The following is a 14,085-nucleotide window of genomic DNA, read 5'->3' on the forward strand; positions in this document are numbered from 1 at the left end:
CCTGTCGTTCCGCACAGGAAGGGGCCCCTGCTGACCGCTCAGGCCAGCGAGGCCGACGGTTTGTCGGCCTGTCGCTCTAGGGTGCCGCCGTGGGCATGTACGGCAACTATCTACGGGTCACACCGGCCGAGTTGGCTCGCGCGTTGGCGGATCCGGCCTGGGCCTTCGAGTACACCAACAAGGTCTGGAGGGCGGAGGACGAGGTCGCCCGGGCCCTGACCGACACCGAGCCCCGGCCCGCATCGGCCCGGCGACACCTCGGCACGGACAAGGCCTGGCACGCGATCCTGTTCCTCCTCGACCGGGCGGATCTCCCAGGACCGGTCCTGTTCGGCGAGCTGCCGGACGACGAAGACGACGACTCCGACCCGGACGAGTACGAGCTGGACTGGGGCTACGGGCCGCCCGCCTGTTTCCCGCCCGACGACGTACGCGCGGCAGCGGCGGCGTTGGCCCGCACCTCGTACGACGACCTGACAGCGAACCTGGATCCGGCGGAGCTGACCCGGGAGGCCATCTACCCGAACGGGTGGGACCGCCCGGAGGGGCTGGATTGGGTTCGGGGCTACTACGACGAACTGCCGCCGTACTTCGCCGCTGCGGCGGAAGCCGGCGAGGCGATCATCTTCTGGTTGGACTGAGGCCAGCGGCCCCGGGTTGATTCGGCCTGTCAGCCGGCGGCCGGATAGCAGGGGTGGGTGCCGTCGAGGCACCCCCGCCCAGCGACGTTCTTCAGCCGGAATGCCTAGCCCGGTGAGACCGGCAGTACCTTCGCGACCACCTTGGCCAGCGCCCGGAGCGCCTTGCCCCGGTGGCTGACCGCATCCTTCTCCTGCGGGGTCAGTTCGGCGTTGGTCCGGTCCTGCCCGTCCCCGAGGAAGATCGGGTCGTAGCCGAATCCGCCCTCGCCGCGCGGCGCCCGCAGCAACCGGCCGCTCTGGCGGCCCTCGACCAGGTGCTCCTTGCCGCCGGGCAGCACCAGCGCCACCGCGCAGACGAAGGCACCACCCCGGTGCTCGTCGGGCACGTCGGCGATCTGGGCGAGCACCAGTTCCAGGTTGGCCCGGTCGTCACCGTGCCGCCCCGACCACCGGGCGCTGAACACCCCGGGCATGCCGCTGAGCGCGTCCACAGCCAGTCCGGAGTCGTCGGCGATCGTCGGCAGGCTGGTCCACTTGCAGCCCTCCCGCGCCTTCAGCAGGGCGTTCTCGCCAAAGGTCAGACCGGTCTCCGGAACCTCCTGGTATTCGGGCACGTCGTTGAGCCCGACCAGCTCGATCCGATGTGGACCGAGCGCGCCGTCGAGGATGCGCTGTAGCTCGGCGAGCTTCTTGAGGTTGCGGGTCGCCAACAGCACGCGGGTCATGCGGCCAGTGCCTTTCGCTGGGCTTCGGTCAGTTCGGCGCAACCGGCCACCCCGAGGTCGAGCAGGGCGTCGAGTTGCTGGCGGGCGAACACCCCGGATTCGCCCGTACCCTGCACCTCCACGAAGTCGCCGTCGCCGGTGCAGACCACGTTCATGTCCACCTCGGCGTTCACGTCCTCCTCGTAGCACAGGTCGAGGCGGGGTTCTCCGTCGATCATGCCGACGCTGACCGCCGCCACCGAACGGCGCATCACCGAGGCTGGCTTGCCGGCCAGTGCCTTGCGCCTGGCCAGCCAACTGACCGCGTCGTGCAGGGCGACGTACGCACCGGTGATCGCGGCGGTCCGGGTGCCCCCGTCGGCCTGTAGGACGTCGCAGTCCAGCACGACCGAGTTCTCGCCGAGCGCCTTGAGGTCGATGCAGGCCCGTAGGCTGCGCCCGATCAGGCGGGAGATCTCATGGGTACGCCCACCGAGGCGGCCCTTGACGCTCTCCCGGTCGGAGCGGGTGGTGGTGGCCCGGGGCAGCATGGAGTACTCGGCGGTCACCCAGCCGAGGCCGGAGCCCTTGCGCCAGCGGGGCACCCCTTCGGTCACACTGGCCGTGCAGAGCACCCTGGTGGCACCGAACTCGACGAGCACGGAGCCCTCCGGGTGCATGCTCCACTGTCGGGTCAGGGTCACCGCGCGGAGTTGGTCGGGCTGCCGCCCGTCAGGTCGTGCCATGTCGGAAGCCTATGTGTTGACCGAATCCGGCCGCTGCCGGGTGTGCCCCCACCGGCTCCGACGTCACCCCCCAAGATCGACATGATCGGGGAGATGGTTGCGCGACACGCCGTCGCGACACGCGGTCATTCCCTGATCACGGGGATCCTGCCGGGGTTCTCCCGACCGCCCGGGGTCGCCGCCCGGCCTGGACCGTGGGCTGGACCGGGGGCTGGACCCGGCTGGCTAGACCTCGTAGGAGGCGCCGGGCCGGACGACCTCGATCGGGCCGGCAAAGGCTGAGGAGGCAGCCTCGAAGGTCAGCGCCTCGCTGCCCCACGCGGTGACGAGGTGGGTGAGCAGCAGCTGTCCGACCTCCGCCTTGGTCGCCGTCTCACCCGCTTCGCGCCCGGTCAGGTGCAGGTCCGGCGGGTTGTCGACGCCGTCGAGGTAGCTGGCCTCGCAGAGGAACAGGTCGGCACCGTGCGCCAACCTCAGCAGCGCGTCGCAGGGGGCGGTGTCCGACGAGTAGCAGAGCACCCGGCCACCGTGCTCCAGCCGTACGCCATAGGTCTCCACGGGATGATTGACCCGGTCGACGGTCACCGAGAACGGGCCGATGGGGAAACTGCCGGGTTGCAGCCCGTAGAAGGTGTAGACGTCGTCGACCGGCCCCTCGTCCTGGCTGTACGCCTGGGCGATGCGTTCCGGGGCTCCGGCGGGCGCGTAGACCGGCAGCGGCGGGTACGGTGCACCCGGACCGTAGCGTCGTACCACCACGTACGTGACCGCGTCGAGAACGTGGTCGCAGTGCAGGTGGGTAAGGAGGATGGCGTCGATGGCGTTCAACCCCGCATAGCGCTGCAGGGCGGACAACGAGCCTGACCCGAAGTCGATCAGGAGTCGGAAGCCGTCGACCTCCACAAGGTACGCCGAGCACGCCGACTCAGGGCCGGGGAAACTGCCGGCACATCCCAGAACGGTCAATCGCATCCGGCTATCCCGACTTCACTCGCGGCCGAAAACAGCGCGCTCCCCGCTACGTCGAAGATCGTTTTCGGCGAGTCTGCCACGGTGGGCAGCCTACGCCGCGACGTGTACGGGAACAGAAGATCTGCTCCGAGTTGTCGTCAAGGCGACAGCGACCCACCCGCAGACCCACCACACGTAGGGGCAATAGCCTCAAATCGGGCGTTACGCCAGACGTACACATCCGTTGCACTACGTGAGGCATGGCGTAGTTGCCAACGAGTCAGACAACGGACCAGGATGGTGAACGGGTGCCCACCCAAGTCGGCAGGTTACCGTCCGAGATCACGAAGCGACCGTTCGCTACGTCGCCCCCGAGGCCGGACAGAGTCTTCGCCCTACGCGGAGCACCATCGCTCACCACCAGGTTCAGCTCGGCACCGGTGGCGGTGGCGACCCGGGTCACCCCGCCTCCGACCAGGCCCTCACCGTTCCGGACACCACAGTCCGCCACCGGCAGACACCGCTTCCTGCCCCGGCGTCCCCTGCCCCGCAGCGCCAACAAACGGGGCCTGAGCATCTGTGGCTGGGCCGCCGGGCTCGGCATCGTCGGGCTCGGGCCTGCGGCGCGCGGACTCAGCAGCGTCCTGTCCGGCACCGCGCCGGGCTGGTACGAACCGACCCTGGCCGGCCTCGGTCTGGCCAGCATCGGCCTGACCGTGGTCGCGTTCGGTGTGTCCCGACACGGACGACTGCCCTGGATCGCGTTGGCGCTGGCGACCGTGCCGGTCGGAGTCAGCCTGGCCCTGACGGTCGCCACGCACTGATCCGGTCGCCACACACTGGCCCGGTCACCAGCCATTGATCGTGGGCAGGCAACCAGCCAGCCAACTGGGCGATCCCACTGGGCAACCGCGACGGGCGGGCTAGGCCCAGAGCTGGCCCTCCAGAGCCTCCTCGGCGTCGGCCAGGGTGCCGCCGTACGCCCCGGTCGACAGGTACTTCCAGCCGCCGTCCGCCACCACGAACGCGACGTCGGCCCGTCGCCCGGCCCGTACCGCCTCGTGTGCCACGGCCAACGCGGCGTGCAGGATCGCGCCGGTGGAGAACCCCGCGAAGATTCCCTCCACCTCGACGAGCTGCCGGGTACGCAGTACGGCGTCCCGGGTGCCGACCGAGAACCGGCGGGTCAGGACGCTGGCGTCGTACAACTCGGGCACGTAGCCCTCGTCGATGTTGCGCAGCCCGTAGACGAGTTCCCCGTATCGGGGCTCCGCCGCGACGATCTCGATGCCGTCGACCTTCTCCCGCAGGAACCGTCCGGTGCCCATGAGCGTGCCGGTGGTGCCCAGCCCGGCCACGAAGTGCGTGATCGTGGGTAGGTCGTGCAGCAGTTCCGGGCCGGTCGTCTCGTAGTGGGCGCGGGCGTTGGCCTGGTTTCCGTACTGGAACAGGGTCACCCAGTCGGGGTGCTCGGCGGCGATCTGCTTGGCCGTCGCCACCGCCTGGTTGGAGCCCCCGGCCGCCGGCGAGAAGATGATCTCCGCGCCGTACATGCGGAGGATCTGCACCCGCTCGGCCGAGACGTTCTCGGGCATCACGCAGACCAGCCGGTACCCCCGGGTCTTGGCCACCATCGCCAGGGCGATCCCGGTGTTGCCGCTGGTCGGTTCGAGGATGGTGTCGCCCGGCCGAAGCCGCCCGGACTCCTCGGCCTCACGGACCATGAACAGGGCCGGCCGGTCCTTGATGCTGCCGGTCGGATTCCGGTCCTCCAGCTTGGCCCAGAGGCGCACCGACGGTGCCCCATCGGGCACCGTCGGCGACAGGCGGGGCAGACCCACTAGCGGCGTACCGCCGCAGGCGTCGAGCAGGCTGTCGTACCGCGCCATGACGGCCGCCTCAGCGGCCGGTGGCCGGGGTACGACGACCCGACAGTGCCGCCGCTGCGGCGAATCCGAATGCGCCACCGGCCACGGCCGGCAGGATGGTCACGCTGTCACCGTCGGCGAGCTTGGCGTCCAGCGCACCCAGGAAGCGCACGTCCTCGTCGTTGACGTAGACGTTGACGAACCGGTGCAGGCCGCCCTCCTCGGTGACCAGGCGACCGCGCAGGCCGGAGAACTTGCCGTCAAGGTCGGACAGGAGTGCACCCAGGGTGTCTCCGGCGCCCTCGACTACCTTCGCGCCGCCGGTGTAGCTGCGCAGGATGGTGGGAATACGAACCTCAATGGCCATGATGTCTTGCTCCTAGGAAACGACGGCGTCGTGGAAAAGGGGGACTACGGGTACGGCGTTGAGCTGCTGAAGGTCAGCGGCCGGAACACTCGTAGTCGACCGTCGCCGGGCTCTGCCCGAACATGTACGACTGCACGGCGTGCTGGTCCACGGTGGCGTCGACGCTGTCGGCGTCGAGGATGCGGACCGGTTCCTCGGTGATCACGCCGTCCACGATGCGGAACGAGCGGATCTCTTCGGTGTCTGCGTCCCGCGTGGAGACCAGCAGGTAGTGCGCGTTCGGTTCACCGGCGAAGGACACGTCGGTCCGCGAGGGGTAGGCCTCAGTCGCGGTGTGCGAGTGGTAGATGACCACCGGCTCCTCGTCGCGGTCGTCCATCTCCCGCCACACCCGCAACTGCTCCATCGAGTCGAACTCGTAGAACGTCATCGAGCGCGCCGCGTTGTCCATCGGGATGTGCCGAGTCGGGGTGTCGCTGCCGGCCGGTCCCGCGACAACGCCGCAGGCCTCGTCGGGGTGGTCCCGACGAGCATGCGCGACGATCGCGTCGACGATCGACCGGTCGATACTCAGCACGCCTTCCAGCCTACCCGTTGCCACGGGACGTTTTCACGTGGCGACCGTCACCCTCGTCGGCCGCCCCGTTCCCGGCCCGTCCGGAGCCCGGCCCGGTTCACCGCCCGTCGGTAGCTCCGTTCGCCGTCCCGGCGTCGGCGGACGCACAGGGTGGCGGTCCCGCGTTCTCCCGGATGAACACCTCGATTCCGTCCAGGACCCGCTGCAGGCCGAACTCGAAGTCCTCGGCGTCGACGTAGTCACCGATCTCGTCGAAGAAACCGGCCGACGTCATCTCGTACAGCGCCGGATAGCGGTCGGCGTCGGTCACCTTCCGCAGGATGCGCCCGTACCGGGTGAGGTCGTAGTCCCCGACGACCGTCGCCCTGGTCAGCTCCCGGGAGAAGTGCGCCTCGCCGTGGACGTACCCGGTGAGGAGCTGGACCACGGCCAGCCGGTGACCGTACGTCAGGCCGGTGTCGCCGAGGACCCGCAGTCCGCGATCCATCCAGGCCAGGCCGTTCGGGGTGACCGGCGGCCCACTGATCGGCACCTCCAGCAGCCACGGATGCCGCCGGAAGATGAGCAGGTAGTCCCGGGCCCACCGCTCGAGACCGGCCCGCCAGCCGTCGTCCGCCACCCCGGGCGTCGGCGTTCCACCGGCCGCGTCCTGCATGAGCATCAGGAGTTCGTCCTTGCCCTCCACGTAGCGGTAGAGGGACATGGTCGTGAAGCCGACCCGTTCGGCGATCCGGCTCATGGACAGCGCGCCGAGTCCGTCCTCGTCAGCCAGCTCGATGGCCGCCTGGACGATGCGCTCCAGGCTCAGTCCGGGCTTGGGCCCCCGGCGCGGTGGTTCCCGCAGCCCCCAGAGCAGTTCCAGGCTCCGCGGCAGCTCGTGCTCGGCGTTGTCGTCGTTCGTCATCCGTGTCCCTCGGTCGTCTTGACCCCCATCCTAGAACTGTGTATAACCTACACTGAAGCGTGTATGACATAAACAGTTTCATGACCGACAGTGCTGGAAAGGAACGGGATGACCGGCGAATCGGTCGTACAAACGACCGGCATCACGAAGGCGTACAAATCAAACAAGGTCCTCGACGACATCGACCTGAGCGTCCGCAGAGGCACGGTTTTCGCGCTCCTCGGCCCGAACGGAGCCGGCAAGACGACGCTGGTACGGATCCTGTCCACGCTCATCAGACCCGATTCCGGTACGGCGACCGTGGCGGGCCACGACGTACTCCGCACACCGGAACGGGTCCGGGGGGCGATCAGCCTCACCGGGCAGTACGCCGCCGTCGACGAACTGCTCACCGGCGAGGAGAACCTGCTGATGATGGGCCGCCTCTGCCATCTCGGCCGCCGGGGTGCCCGTCGCCGGGCCGACGAGCTGCTGACGCAGTTCGACCTGGTCGACGCCCGGAAGCGTCTGGTCAGGACCTATTCCGGTGGCATGCGACGACGGCTCGACCTGGCGGTCGGCCTGCTGGCCAGGCCATCCGTGATCTTCCTGGACGAGCCCACGACCGGGCTCGATCCACGCAGCCGCCAGGGCATGTGGGACGTGGTCAGAGAGCTGGTCGCGGCGGAGACGACCGTCTTCCTCACCACGCAGTACCTCGAAGAGGCCGATCAACTGGCCGATCGGATAGCGATGATCGACAACGGTCGGATCGTCGCCGACGGCACCACCGACTCACTGAAGTCACAACTCGCCGGTGAACGCCTGGAGCTGACGCTGCACGACCGGGACGACTTCGAGCGGGCCTGCCAGGAGGTCGACCGGGTCACCACCGGCACCGATCCGGCACGGCTGGCCGTGACCGTCGCCACCGACGGCAGCGCCGCCCAGGTCAGCAACCTCCTGGACCGGATGGCGAAACTGAACGTCACCGTCGAACGGATATCGACCCACCGTCCCAGCCTGGACGACGTGTTCATGGCATTGACCGGCCGATCCTCGTCGAACGATGCAAAGGCGGACCACCGATGACCGGGAATTCGAGCCTCTACTGGGCGGTCAGCGATTCAGTGACGATGATCGGTCGCAGTCTCCGACACACCAGACGCAATTTGGACGCCCTGCTGCTGGCCGTAATGCTGCCCGCCATCCTGTTGCTGTTGTTCGTGTACGTATTCGGCGGTGCGATCACGACCGGCTTCGCCGAATACATAAACTACGTCGTACCCGGGATCATCCTGCTCTGTACGGGATACGGCGCGTCGAGCACCGCCGTCAGCGTGGCCAACGACATGGTCACCGGCATCGTGGACCGGTTCCGGTCACTACCGATCCTGAGCTCGGCGATGCTCACCGGACACGTGGTGGCGAGCGTGGCCCGCAACGCCTTCGCCACCGCGATCGTCATCGGTCTGGCGTTCCTGATGGGATTCCGGCCGAGCGCCGAGCCGATCGAATGGTTGGCCGTGATCGGCCTGCTGCTGCTCTTCATCCTGGCGATGTCCTGGCTGGCGGTGACCCTCGGTCTGCTGGCCGGCAGCGTCGAGGGCGCCAGCGGCTTCACCTTCGTCATCCTCTTCCTGCCCTACCTGAGCAGCGCCTTCGTGCCAACCGAGACGATGCCGTCCGCGCTGCACGCCGTTGCCGAGAACCAGCCGATCACCCCCATGATCGAGACGGTGCGTGGGCTGCTCATGGGCACCCCCATCGGCAACAGCGCCCTACTGGCACTGGCCTGGTTCGGCGGCATCCTGATCGTGGCGTACCTGCTGTCGGCCCGCCTGTTCCAGCGTCGCGCCGTCCGCGGCTGACCGGCAGCCGGACCGGCAGCCCGTACGCCCGGGGCTGACCGCTGCCACCACGCCGCACCCGGGGTTGACAACCGGGAGCGCGCCACGCCCGGGGCTGGCGCGGCGTCAGGTCAGAAGCGCCTCCAGCAGGGACTCCTGCAGATAGCCGAGGTAGGCGTAGACGGAAAGTTGGAAGACACGGCTGGAGCCGGGATCCTCACGCATCGCCAGATCGAGTTCGGTGCTGAGGTCGGTGTCACCACTCACCTCCAGCCGTACCCCCATCGCCAACCGGGCGTCGTTCAGGGCACGCAACCACGCCTCGGCCGCCTCTGCGTCGAGGCGTACCTCACCGGCGGCGGTATCGGGCAGGGCGGCCAGGATCGCACCCGCCTGGTCGATCTTGGCCGTCTTGAGGTCCCCCTCGGTATACCGGCGGAACTCGGCTGAATCGGTCGGATCCTTCGGGTAGATGTCCGGGAAGAGCCGGCCGACCACCGGGTCGTCGTGATCGAAGCCCTCGGTGAGCAGCCCCACGACCTCCGAGGCGACCTTGCGCAACACCCGGACCTCGTCGGCGGCCAGATCGGCCACGCAATGCTCACCCTGCCGACGGAACGTACTCACGCGCGATCCACCGTCGCCCACAGCCCGTACGCGTGCAACTGGGAGGCGTCGTGTTCCATCCGCTCCCGGGCGCCGCTGGACACAACCGCCCGGCCCTTGTGGTGCACATCCAGCATCAGCTTCTCGGCCTTCTCATGGCTGTATCCGAAGAGTTTCTGGAAGACCCAGGTGACGTAGGACATCAGATTGACCGGATCGTCCCAGACGATCGTCACCCATGGCCGGTCAGCGACCGGCACCTCTTCTGGGTCCAGCGTCTCAACCGGGGCAACCTGTGGAGCCGTCACGTCCCCCATCGTGCCACCGTCTCCCGGGAACCGATTACCCGGAACACTCCAGCGGTCGGAGCACCGTGGTCGACCAGGCACTAGGCCAGCATCCTTCTGCTGTCGACGGCATCGACCACGACCGAGCCCAGGGCCAGTCGTAACTCCTCGAACCGGCGGCTGACCTCCCGCGACAACTGCAGCTCGACCTCACGCAGCACCCGTTGCAGCCACGACCTGGCCCTACTGGCGCTGAGGTTGCCCGGTCGACTCCAGTGCTGGTAGCAGCCGCCGAGCAGGCCCACACCGAGCGGCGGCAGGATCGTCGCGTCGACCGCACCGGAATAGGCCGGCAGGACGGCCACCGCGTCCGCTCCGGCCATACCCTCCACGCCGCCGAGGGCGGTGACCAGCAGGGCACGCTCCAGGCTGCGGCTCCGTGGGCGGTCGGCCAGTTTCAGGCGTACGGCGACTGCGACCCGACGCCGGGCGTCGTCAGCGGCGGCGTCGCTGAAGACCAGCGAGATGATCTCGTCCAGGATCTGGTCCACGGCGGCTTCGCTCTCGTTCATCGCGCAGAGCGACAGCGCGTGCATCTCCCGGTCCAGCGCCTCGGCCAGTCCCGCACAGCCGGTACCGAAGATGAGGTCCTGCACGCACCGCAGATGGATGTTGGCCAGGTCGAGCGCGAGATGCTGTCGCACCCGGTGGGCCCAGGTGCGTGCCAGGCCGTCGAGCCGGTCCGCCCAACCGGAGTCGTGCACGTCGGACCGGATCCGGACCGGACGGGTGATGTTCTCGATCACCGGTGGGTTGCCGCTGGCCCGGCGCAGGCTCTCGTCGATCGCCCAGTCCTGCAACGCTCGGCGCAGGTACGCGGTGTCGCCCGTGGCCGGGTCCAACGCGAACCACTGCGCGGCGGCAAGCCCCGGTACGGCCGCCAGCAGGGCGGCCCGATGCGCGTCGCAGACGACCGAGACCGGGTCGATCGGAATGTCCTGCTCGATGACCAGGCCGGCGGTCGGGTCCACCGGTCCGTGGACCGGATGTCCGTCTGCCGGATACTCGTCGGCCGGATACTCGTCGGCGTGGACTCCGGACCAGCTGGAGCCGGGTGCCGGGGTCACGACGAAGAAGACCGTGACATCGTCCTTGGCCACTCCGGCCAGCAACTCCAGATCGGCTGCGGCGAGGGTCTGCTCGGCGGAGACCACGAAGAGCAGGGCACCGGCGCGGCTGACGCCGTCGAGCAGCACCCGGCCACCTGGCAGTCCGAGCGTGCCGGTGTCCGGGGTGTCCACGACGGCGAAGTGCCGAAGCAGAGTGTCGGGCAGTGTCATCTCCACCCGACGCGGGGGTCGGGCCAGTGCGGGTCCGGCACCGAACGGCTCCGCGAGGTAGGGGTAGGGCTCATCGTGCCCGGGCAGGTAGGCGTCACCCCGGCCCGTCTCGGGGCCGTGGCTGATCACGAGATAGCTGCCTGCTGGCACCCGGAGCGCGGCAGCGGGGACATCGAGCAGGGCACCGAGCACCTCGCTACGGCGGCCACCCTCGGGGCCGGCAGCCACGACCGCCACCGGCTCATCGAACTGTGGACCACCCACGGTCACGTGCGCACCCAGCGATTCCCACCCCGGCTGCCAACTGGGACCACGTTGTTGGGACGCAGGGGCTACATGGCGACGCCGGGACCCCATTCACGGCCTCCCTCACCTTTGGACGACACGGCCCAGCTGGTTGGGCTATGAGGATGTCGGGCTAATGACGATTCAGGCACGAAAGCCGGATATCGAAACGCTACGTTTCTATACCTACAGACCACGACCACTGCGGGTACTTACTGGTAACCCTACCGCTACTCAACTTCGGTGCGTCACCAGTCGCACGCGGACCGAGTACGGTCTATATGCTGCGCGAATGGCTCTGTGGAACTTCGTCGGCCGCCGGGACGAACTCGACCAGGTGATGGCTGCGGTCACCGGGGTGGGCGGTCATGGACTGATTCTCAGCGGCCCAGCGGGCATCGGCAAGAGCCGGCTGCTGGCCCACATCGTCGAGAAGCTAGCCAAATCCGGCTATGCGGCCTGGACCGCGTCGGCCAGCATCGCCACCTCCGGCCTCCCCTTCGGGGGACTGGCCCAGGTGCTGCCGACCGATCAACCGGCCGGCCTCTCCCCCGCCGGCATCCTGCGCTGGGCGGTGGATGCCCTGCATCAGCAGGCCGCCGGCCGGCAGATCGTACTCGCCGTCGACGACGTCCACCTGCTCGACGATTCGTCCGCCGCCCTGGTCTACCTGATCGCCCGATCCGACAACGCCACCGTGCTGTGCACCATGCGCAGCGGCGCACAGATCCCGCTACCGGTCCGTGCACTGTGGACGGACGACCTGGTCGGACACATGGAACTGCACGAGCTGTGCCGCAACGACGTGAAGGCGTTGGCGGAGGCGATCCTGGGCCAGCAGATCGACGAACCCACCGCCGACCACCTGATGCGCCTCTCCAACGGCAACGCGCTGCTGCTTCGCGAGCTGGTCACCGCCGCACAGAACAGCGCCGAGGTGGTCGAGAGGTACGGCGTACTGCACTGGACCGGCCAGCCGAAGCTGGGCACCGACCTGGACGTACTGATCGACACGCGGTTCGAGCAGCTCGATCCGGACGTCCGTACCGTGGTGGAGCTGGTGGCGCTGGGCGAGCCCATCGGGGAGGGGCTGCTCCAGAAGCTGGCCCTCTGCAAACACGCGGAGGTGGCCGAGAAGCTGGGATTCATCCAGCTGGTGGAGAACGACCGGCGGCGGAACCTGGTGCTGGCCCACCCGATCTACGGCGAGGTCGCCCGGCAACGGTGCACGGTGATCCGTACCCGGCAGCTGACCGCGCAACTCGCCGACCTGGTGGAGGCGACCGGCGCCCGACGGCGGGACGACCTGCTCCGGATAGCCGTGTGGCGGCTCGATTCCAACACCGCCAGCGACCGGGGCCAGTTGCTCGAGGCAGCCCGGCAGGCGTTCGGGCAGTACGACGTGCCGCTGGCCGGGCGTCTGGCGCGGGCCGCGCTCGACATCGACGGTAGCTACGAGGCCGCCGAACTGCTGGCCACCATCCTGATGTTCGGTGACCAGCCGACGGAGGCGATCAAGGTACTCGACTCGGTCGCCGACCAGATCGGCACCAGCGGCGAGCGACGTAGCCGGTGGCTGACCGTGCACGGCATGGTGTCGTACTGGGGGCTCAGTCAGGAATCCACCGTGGAGTCGATCGCCGCTGCCGCGGACCAGATGCCCGACCTGGCGCACCGGGCGAGGGTGCGCGCCTTTGAGGCGATCATGCGGTTGCACCGGCTGGACTGCGACCGGGCCCTCGAACTGAGCCGGAGGGTGCTGGACCGGCCGGCCGCATCGGTGGCGGCCCGCGGGCTCGCCCAGTGCACCATCGCCCACCTTCAGGCCGCCCGGGGTGAACTGGCCCGCAGTGGACGTGCCCTGGCCAGCGTCGAAGCCGACGCCGCGCAGTGGCGCCCGGACATGCCGTACCTCCAGCTCGCGCTGGAGCTGGCCCGGGGCACCCGGCTCGCGCTCTCCGGCGACCTGACGGGCATCGACGCGATCGTGGCCGACGAGTTCGCGGACCTCGCCGACGCGGGTGACTTCCGGCTCGGCTCCGGCTACCTGTCGATCCTGCGGGCGCAGGCAGCCCGACTACGCGGCCAGACCGGTGACGCACTCCGGTTCAGCCTGGGTGCCTGCGCGGTGCTGGCCGGCAGCCCGGCCTTCGCCGGGCTGGCGAACGCGGAACGGGCCCAGGCCGCCGCGCTGCGGGGCGACCTGCCACAGGCTGTCGCCGCGATGAACGAATCCGACTTCCTGCACATCACGGGGATGGAGGTGCTCTACCCCTGGCGGGAGCAGGCCCGCGCGGCGGTGCTGGCGGCCGAGGGGAACCTCCCCGGCGCGGTCGCGCAGCTCGGCAAGCTGGTCCACCGGCTACAGGCGGACGGGTTCGCCGGCCACGAGGTGCATGCCCTGCACGATCTGGTCCGGCTCGGCCATGCCGACGCCGAGGTCGGCCGGGACACCGGCGACGGATATCGACAGAGTGTCGCGCAGCGGTTGACCGAACTGTCCGAGCGGGTCGAAGGGCCGCTTCCGCCGCTGCTGGCCCGACACGCCCGGGCCGCCGTCACCCGGTCCGGCGAGGAACTGTTGGCCGTCGCCGAGAGCTTCGCCGAACTCGACCTGAACGTCTACGCCGCCGAGGCAGCCGCCTCGGCGGTCGCCGTGTTCCGGGCGTCCCGCTCGGCGCAGGCCCACGCGGCCAACGTCTGCCTCGGGGACCTGCTGGGGCGCTGCGACAACGTACGGAGTCCGATCTTCTCGATGCGGCAACCGACGCTGACCGAGCGTGAACGCCAGATCGCCCGCCTGGCTGCCGGTGGGCTGCCCAGCCGCAACATCGCCGAGGAGCTCTACATCTCCACCCGTACCGTAGAGAACCATCTCCAACGGGTCTACAGCAAGCTCGGCGTGACCGGGCGCGGTGAACTCTGGTCGGCGCTACGCGCGATGCCGGACCACGACGGCAAGTCCGGAGGGTAGACCCTA

At 69.1% G+C, this 14,085-nt stretch carries 15 protein-coding genes; 5 read left to right on the forward strand and 10 right to left on the reverse strand.

The genetic code is table 11. The features are described from left to right. Nucleotides 1-95 precede the first annotated feature (95 nt). A complete protein-coding gene (locus ACFQ4H_RS07605; RefSeq protein WP_377568640.1) occupies nt 96-641 on the forward strand; it encodes a DUF1877 family protein in 546 nt (181 codons plus the stop codon). 104 nt (nt 642-745) lie between these two features. Here ACFQ4H_RS07605 and rdgB read toward each other — a convergent pair whose 3' ends face one another. From rdgB to ACFQ4H_RS07620, 3 genes are all read right to left on the reverse strand, one after another. After that, nucleotides 746-1,366: an RdgB/HAM1 family non-canonical purine NTP pyrophosphatase gene (rdgB, locus tag ACFQ4H_RS07610; RefSeq protein ID WP_377568480.1), complete on the reverse strand. Its 621-nt coding sequence runs from the start codon at nt 1,364-1,366 to the stop codon at nt 746-748. Next, complete coding sequence (gene rph, locus ACFQ4H_RS07615; protein ID WP_377568482.1) at nt 1,363-2,091, reverse strand: ribonuclease PH; 729 nt, start codon at nt 2,089-2,091, stop codon at nt 1,363-1,365. The genes rdgB and rph overlap by 4 nt, the downstream gene beginning before the upstream one ends. Before the next feature lie 225 nt (nt 2,092-2,316). Next, nucleotides 2,317-3,063: an MBL fold metallo-hydrolase gene (locus tag ACFQ4H_RS07620; RefSeq protein WP_377568485.1), complete on the reverse strand. Its 747-nt coding sequence runs from the start codon at nt 3,061-3,063 to the stop codon at nt 2,317-2,319. Nucleotides 3,064-3,482: 419 nt separating this feature from the next. On the opposite strand from ACFQ4H_RS07620, the gene ACFQ4H_RS07625 reads away from it, so the two are divergent. Beyond that, nucleotides 3,483-3,866 (forward strand): hypothetical protein, encoded by a 384-nt coding sequence (locus ACFQ4H_RS07625; RefSeq protein ID WP_377568488.1) that lies wholly within the window; start codon nt 3,483-3,485, stop codon nt 3,864-3,866. A gap of 99 nt (nt 3,867-3,965) precedes the next feature. On the opposite strand, the gene ACFQ4H_RS07630 is transcribed toward ACFQ4H_RS07625, so the two are convergent. From ACFQ4H_RS07630 to ACFQ4H_RS07645, 4 genes are all read right to left on the reverse strand, one after another. Next, on the reverse strand, nt 3,966-4,931 hold the full coding sequence (locus tag ACFQ4H_RS07630) for a PLP-dependent cysteine synthase family protein (protein WP_377568490.1): 966 nt from the start codon (nt 4,929-4,931) through the stop codon (nt 3,966-3,968). Between the two features lie 10 nt (nt 4,932-4,941). Beyond that, complete coding sequence (locus ACFQ4H_RS07635; RefSeq protein ID WP_377568493.1) at nt 4,942-5,277, reverse strand: MoaD/ThiS family protein; 336 nt, start codon at nt 5,275-5,277, stop codon at nt 4,942-4,944. A 73-nt stretch (nt 5,278-5,350) separates the two neighbouring features. Continuing rightward, nucleotides 5,351-5,854, reverse strand: coding sequence for a M67 family metallopeptidase (locus tag ACFQ4H_RS07640; protein ID WP_377568496.1), 504 nt, complete (start codon nt 5,852-5,854; stop codon nt 5,351-5,353). Nucleotides 5,855-5,951: 97 nt separating this feature from the next. Further along, nucleotides 5,952-6,758, reverse strand: a complete 807-nt coding sequence (locus tag ACFQ4H_RS07645) for a TetR/AcrR family transcriptional regulator (protein ID WP_377568499.1) — start codon at nt 6,756-6,758, stop codon at nt 5,952-5,954. A gap of 108 nt (nt 6,759-6,866) precedes the next feature. On the opposite strand from ACFQ4H_RS07645, the gene ACFQ4H_RS07650 reads away from it, so the two are divergent. Continuing rightward, a complete protein-coding gene (locus ACFQ4H_RS07650) occupies nt 6,867-7,829 on the forward strand; it encodes an ATP-binding cassette domain-containing protein (RefSeq protein WP_377568502.1) in 963 nt (320 codons plus the stop codon). Next, nucleotides 7,826-8,608 (forward strand): ABC transporter permease, encoded by a 783-nt coding sequence (locus ACFQ4H_RS07655; protein ID WP_377568505.1) that lies wholly within the window; start codon nt 7,826-7,828, stop codon nt 8,606-8,608. Before ACFQ4H_RS07650 ends, ACFQ4H_RS07655 begins: the two co-directional genes overlap by 4 nt. A gap of 105 nt (nt 8,609-8,713) precedes the next feature. On the opposite strand, the gene ACFQ4H_RS07660 is transcribed toward ACFQ4H_RS07655, so the two are convergent. The 3 genes from ACFQ4H_RS07660 to ACFQ4H_RS07670 all read right to left on the reverse strand — a co-directional run bounded on the left by ACFQ4H_RS07660 (nt 8,714) and on the right by ACFQ4H_RS07670 (nt 11,090). After that, nucleotides 8,714-9,235 (reverse strand): DUF2017 domain-containing protein, encoded by a 522-nt coding sequence (locus ACFQ4H_RS07660; RefSeq protein WP_377568507.1) that lies wholly within the window; start codon nt 9,233-9,235, stop codon nt 8,714-8,716. Beyond that, a complete protein-coding gene (gene clpS / locus ACFQ4H_RS07665; RefSeq protein ID WP_377568511.1) occupies nt 9,211-9,501 on the reverse strand; it encodes an ATP-dependent Clp protease adapter ClpS in 291 nt (96 codons plus the stop codon). The genes ACFQ4H_RS07660 and clpS overlap by 25 nt, the downstream gene beginning before the upstream one ends. Before the next feature lie 80 nt (nt 9,502-9,581). Then, the gene (locus ACFQ4H_RS07670; protein WP_377568514.1) at nt 9,582-11,090 is read right to left on the reverse strand and encodes a hypothetical protein; all 1,509 of its coding nucleotides are present in this window, start codon (nt 11,088-11,090) and stop codon (nt 9,582-9,584) included. 307 nt (nt 11,091-11,397) lie between these two features. On the opposite strand from ACFQ4H_RS07670, the gene ACFQ4H_RS07675 reads away from it, so the two are divergent. Next, nucleotides 11,398-14,079 (forward strand): helix-turn-helix transcriptional regulator, encoded by a 2,682-nt coding sequence (locus tag ACFQ4H_RS07675; RefSeq protein ID WP_377568517.1) that lies wholly within the window; start codon nt 11,398-11,400, stop codon nt 14,077-14,079. The last annotated feature ends 6 nt before the right edge of the window (nt 14,080-14,085 follow it).

The sequence above is a fragment of the Micromonospora sonneratiae genome, from assembly GCF_042679305.1.
In the GTDB taxonomy this organism is placed as follows: Bacteria; Actinomycetota; Actinomycetes; order Mycobacteriales; family Micromonosporaceae; genus Micromonospora_H; species Micromonospora_H sonneratiae.

What these genes read in the sequence shown, in the direction of transcription:
- ACFQ4H_RS07675 (WP_377568517.1), top strand. Translation starts at nt 11,398, where the DNA reads ATGGCTCTGTGGAACTTCGTCGGCCGCCGGGACGAACTCGACCAGGTG.
- rph (WP_377568482.1), bottom strand. Translation starts at nt 2,091, where the DNA reads ATGGCACGACCTGACGGGCGGCAGCCCGACCAACTCCGCGCGGTGACC.
- ACFQ4H_RS07630 (WP_377568490.1), bottom strand. Translation starts at nt 4,931, where the DNA reads ATGGCGCGGTACGACAGCCTGCTCGACGCCTGCGGCGGTACGCCGCTA.
- ACFQ4H_RS07635 (WP_377568493.1), bottom strand. Translation starts at nt 5,277, where the DNA reads ATGGCCATTGAGGTTCGTATTCCCACCATCCTGCGCAGCTACACCGGC.
- ACFQ4H_RS07645 (WP_377568499.1), bottom strand. Translation starts at nt 6,758, where the DNA reads ATGACGAACGACGACAACGCCGAGCACGAGCTGCCGCGGAGCCTGGAA.
- ACFQ4H_RS07655 (WP_377568505.1), top strand. Translation starts at nt 7,826, where the DNA reads ATGACCGGGAATTCGAGCCTCTACTGGGCGGTCAGCGATTCAGTGACG.
- ACFQ4H_RS07620 (WP_377568485.1), bottom strand. Translation starts at nt 3,063, where the DNA reads ATGCGATTGACCGTTCTGGGATGTGCCGGCAGTTTCCCCGGCCCTGAG.
- ACFQ4H_RS07605 (WP_377568640.1), top strand. Translation starts at nt 96, where the DNA reads ATGTACGGCAACTATCTACGGGTCACACCGGCCGAGTTGGCTCGCGCG.
- rdgB (WP_377568480.1), bottom strand. Translation starts at nt 1,366, where the DNA reads ATGACCCGCGTGCTGTTGGCGACCCGCAACCTCAAGAAGCTCGCCGAG.
- ACFQ4H_RS07650 (WP_377568502.1), top strand. Translation starts at nt 6,867, where the DNA reads ATGACCGGCGAATCGGTCGTACAAACGACCGGCATCACGAAGGCGTAC.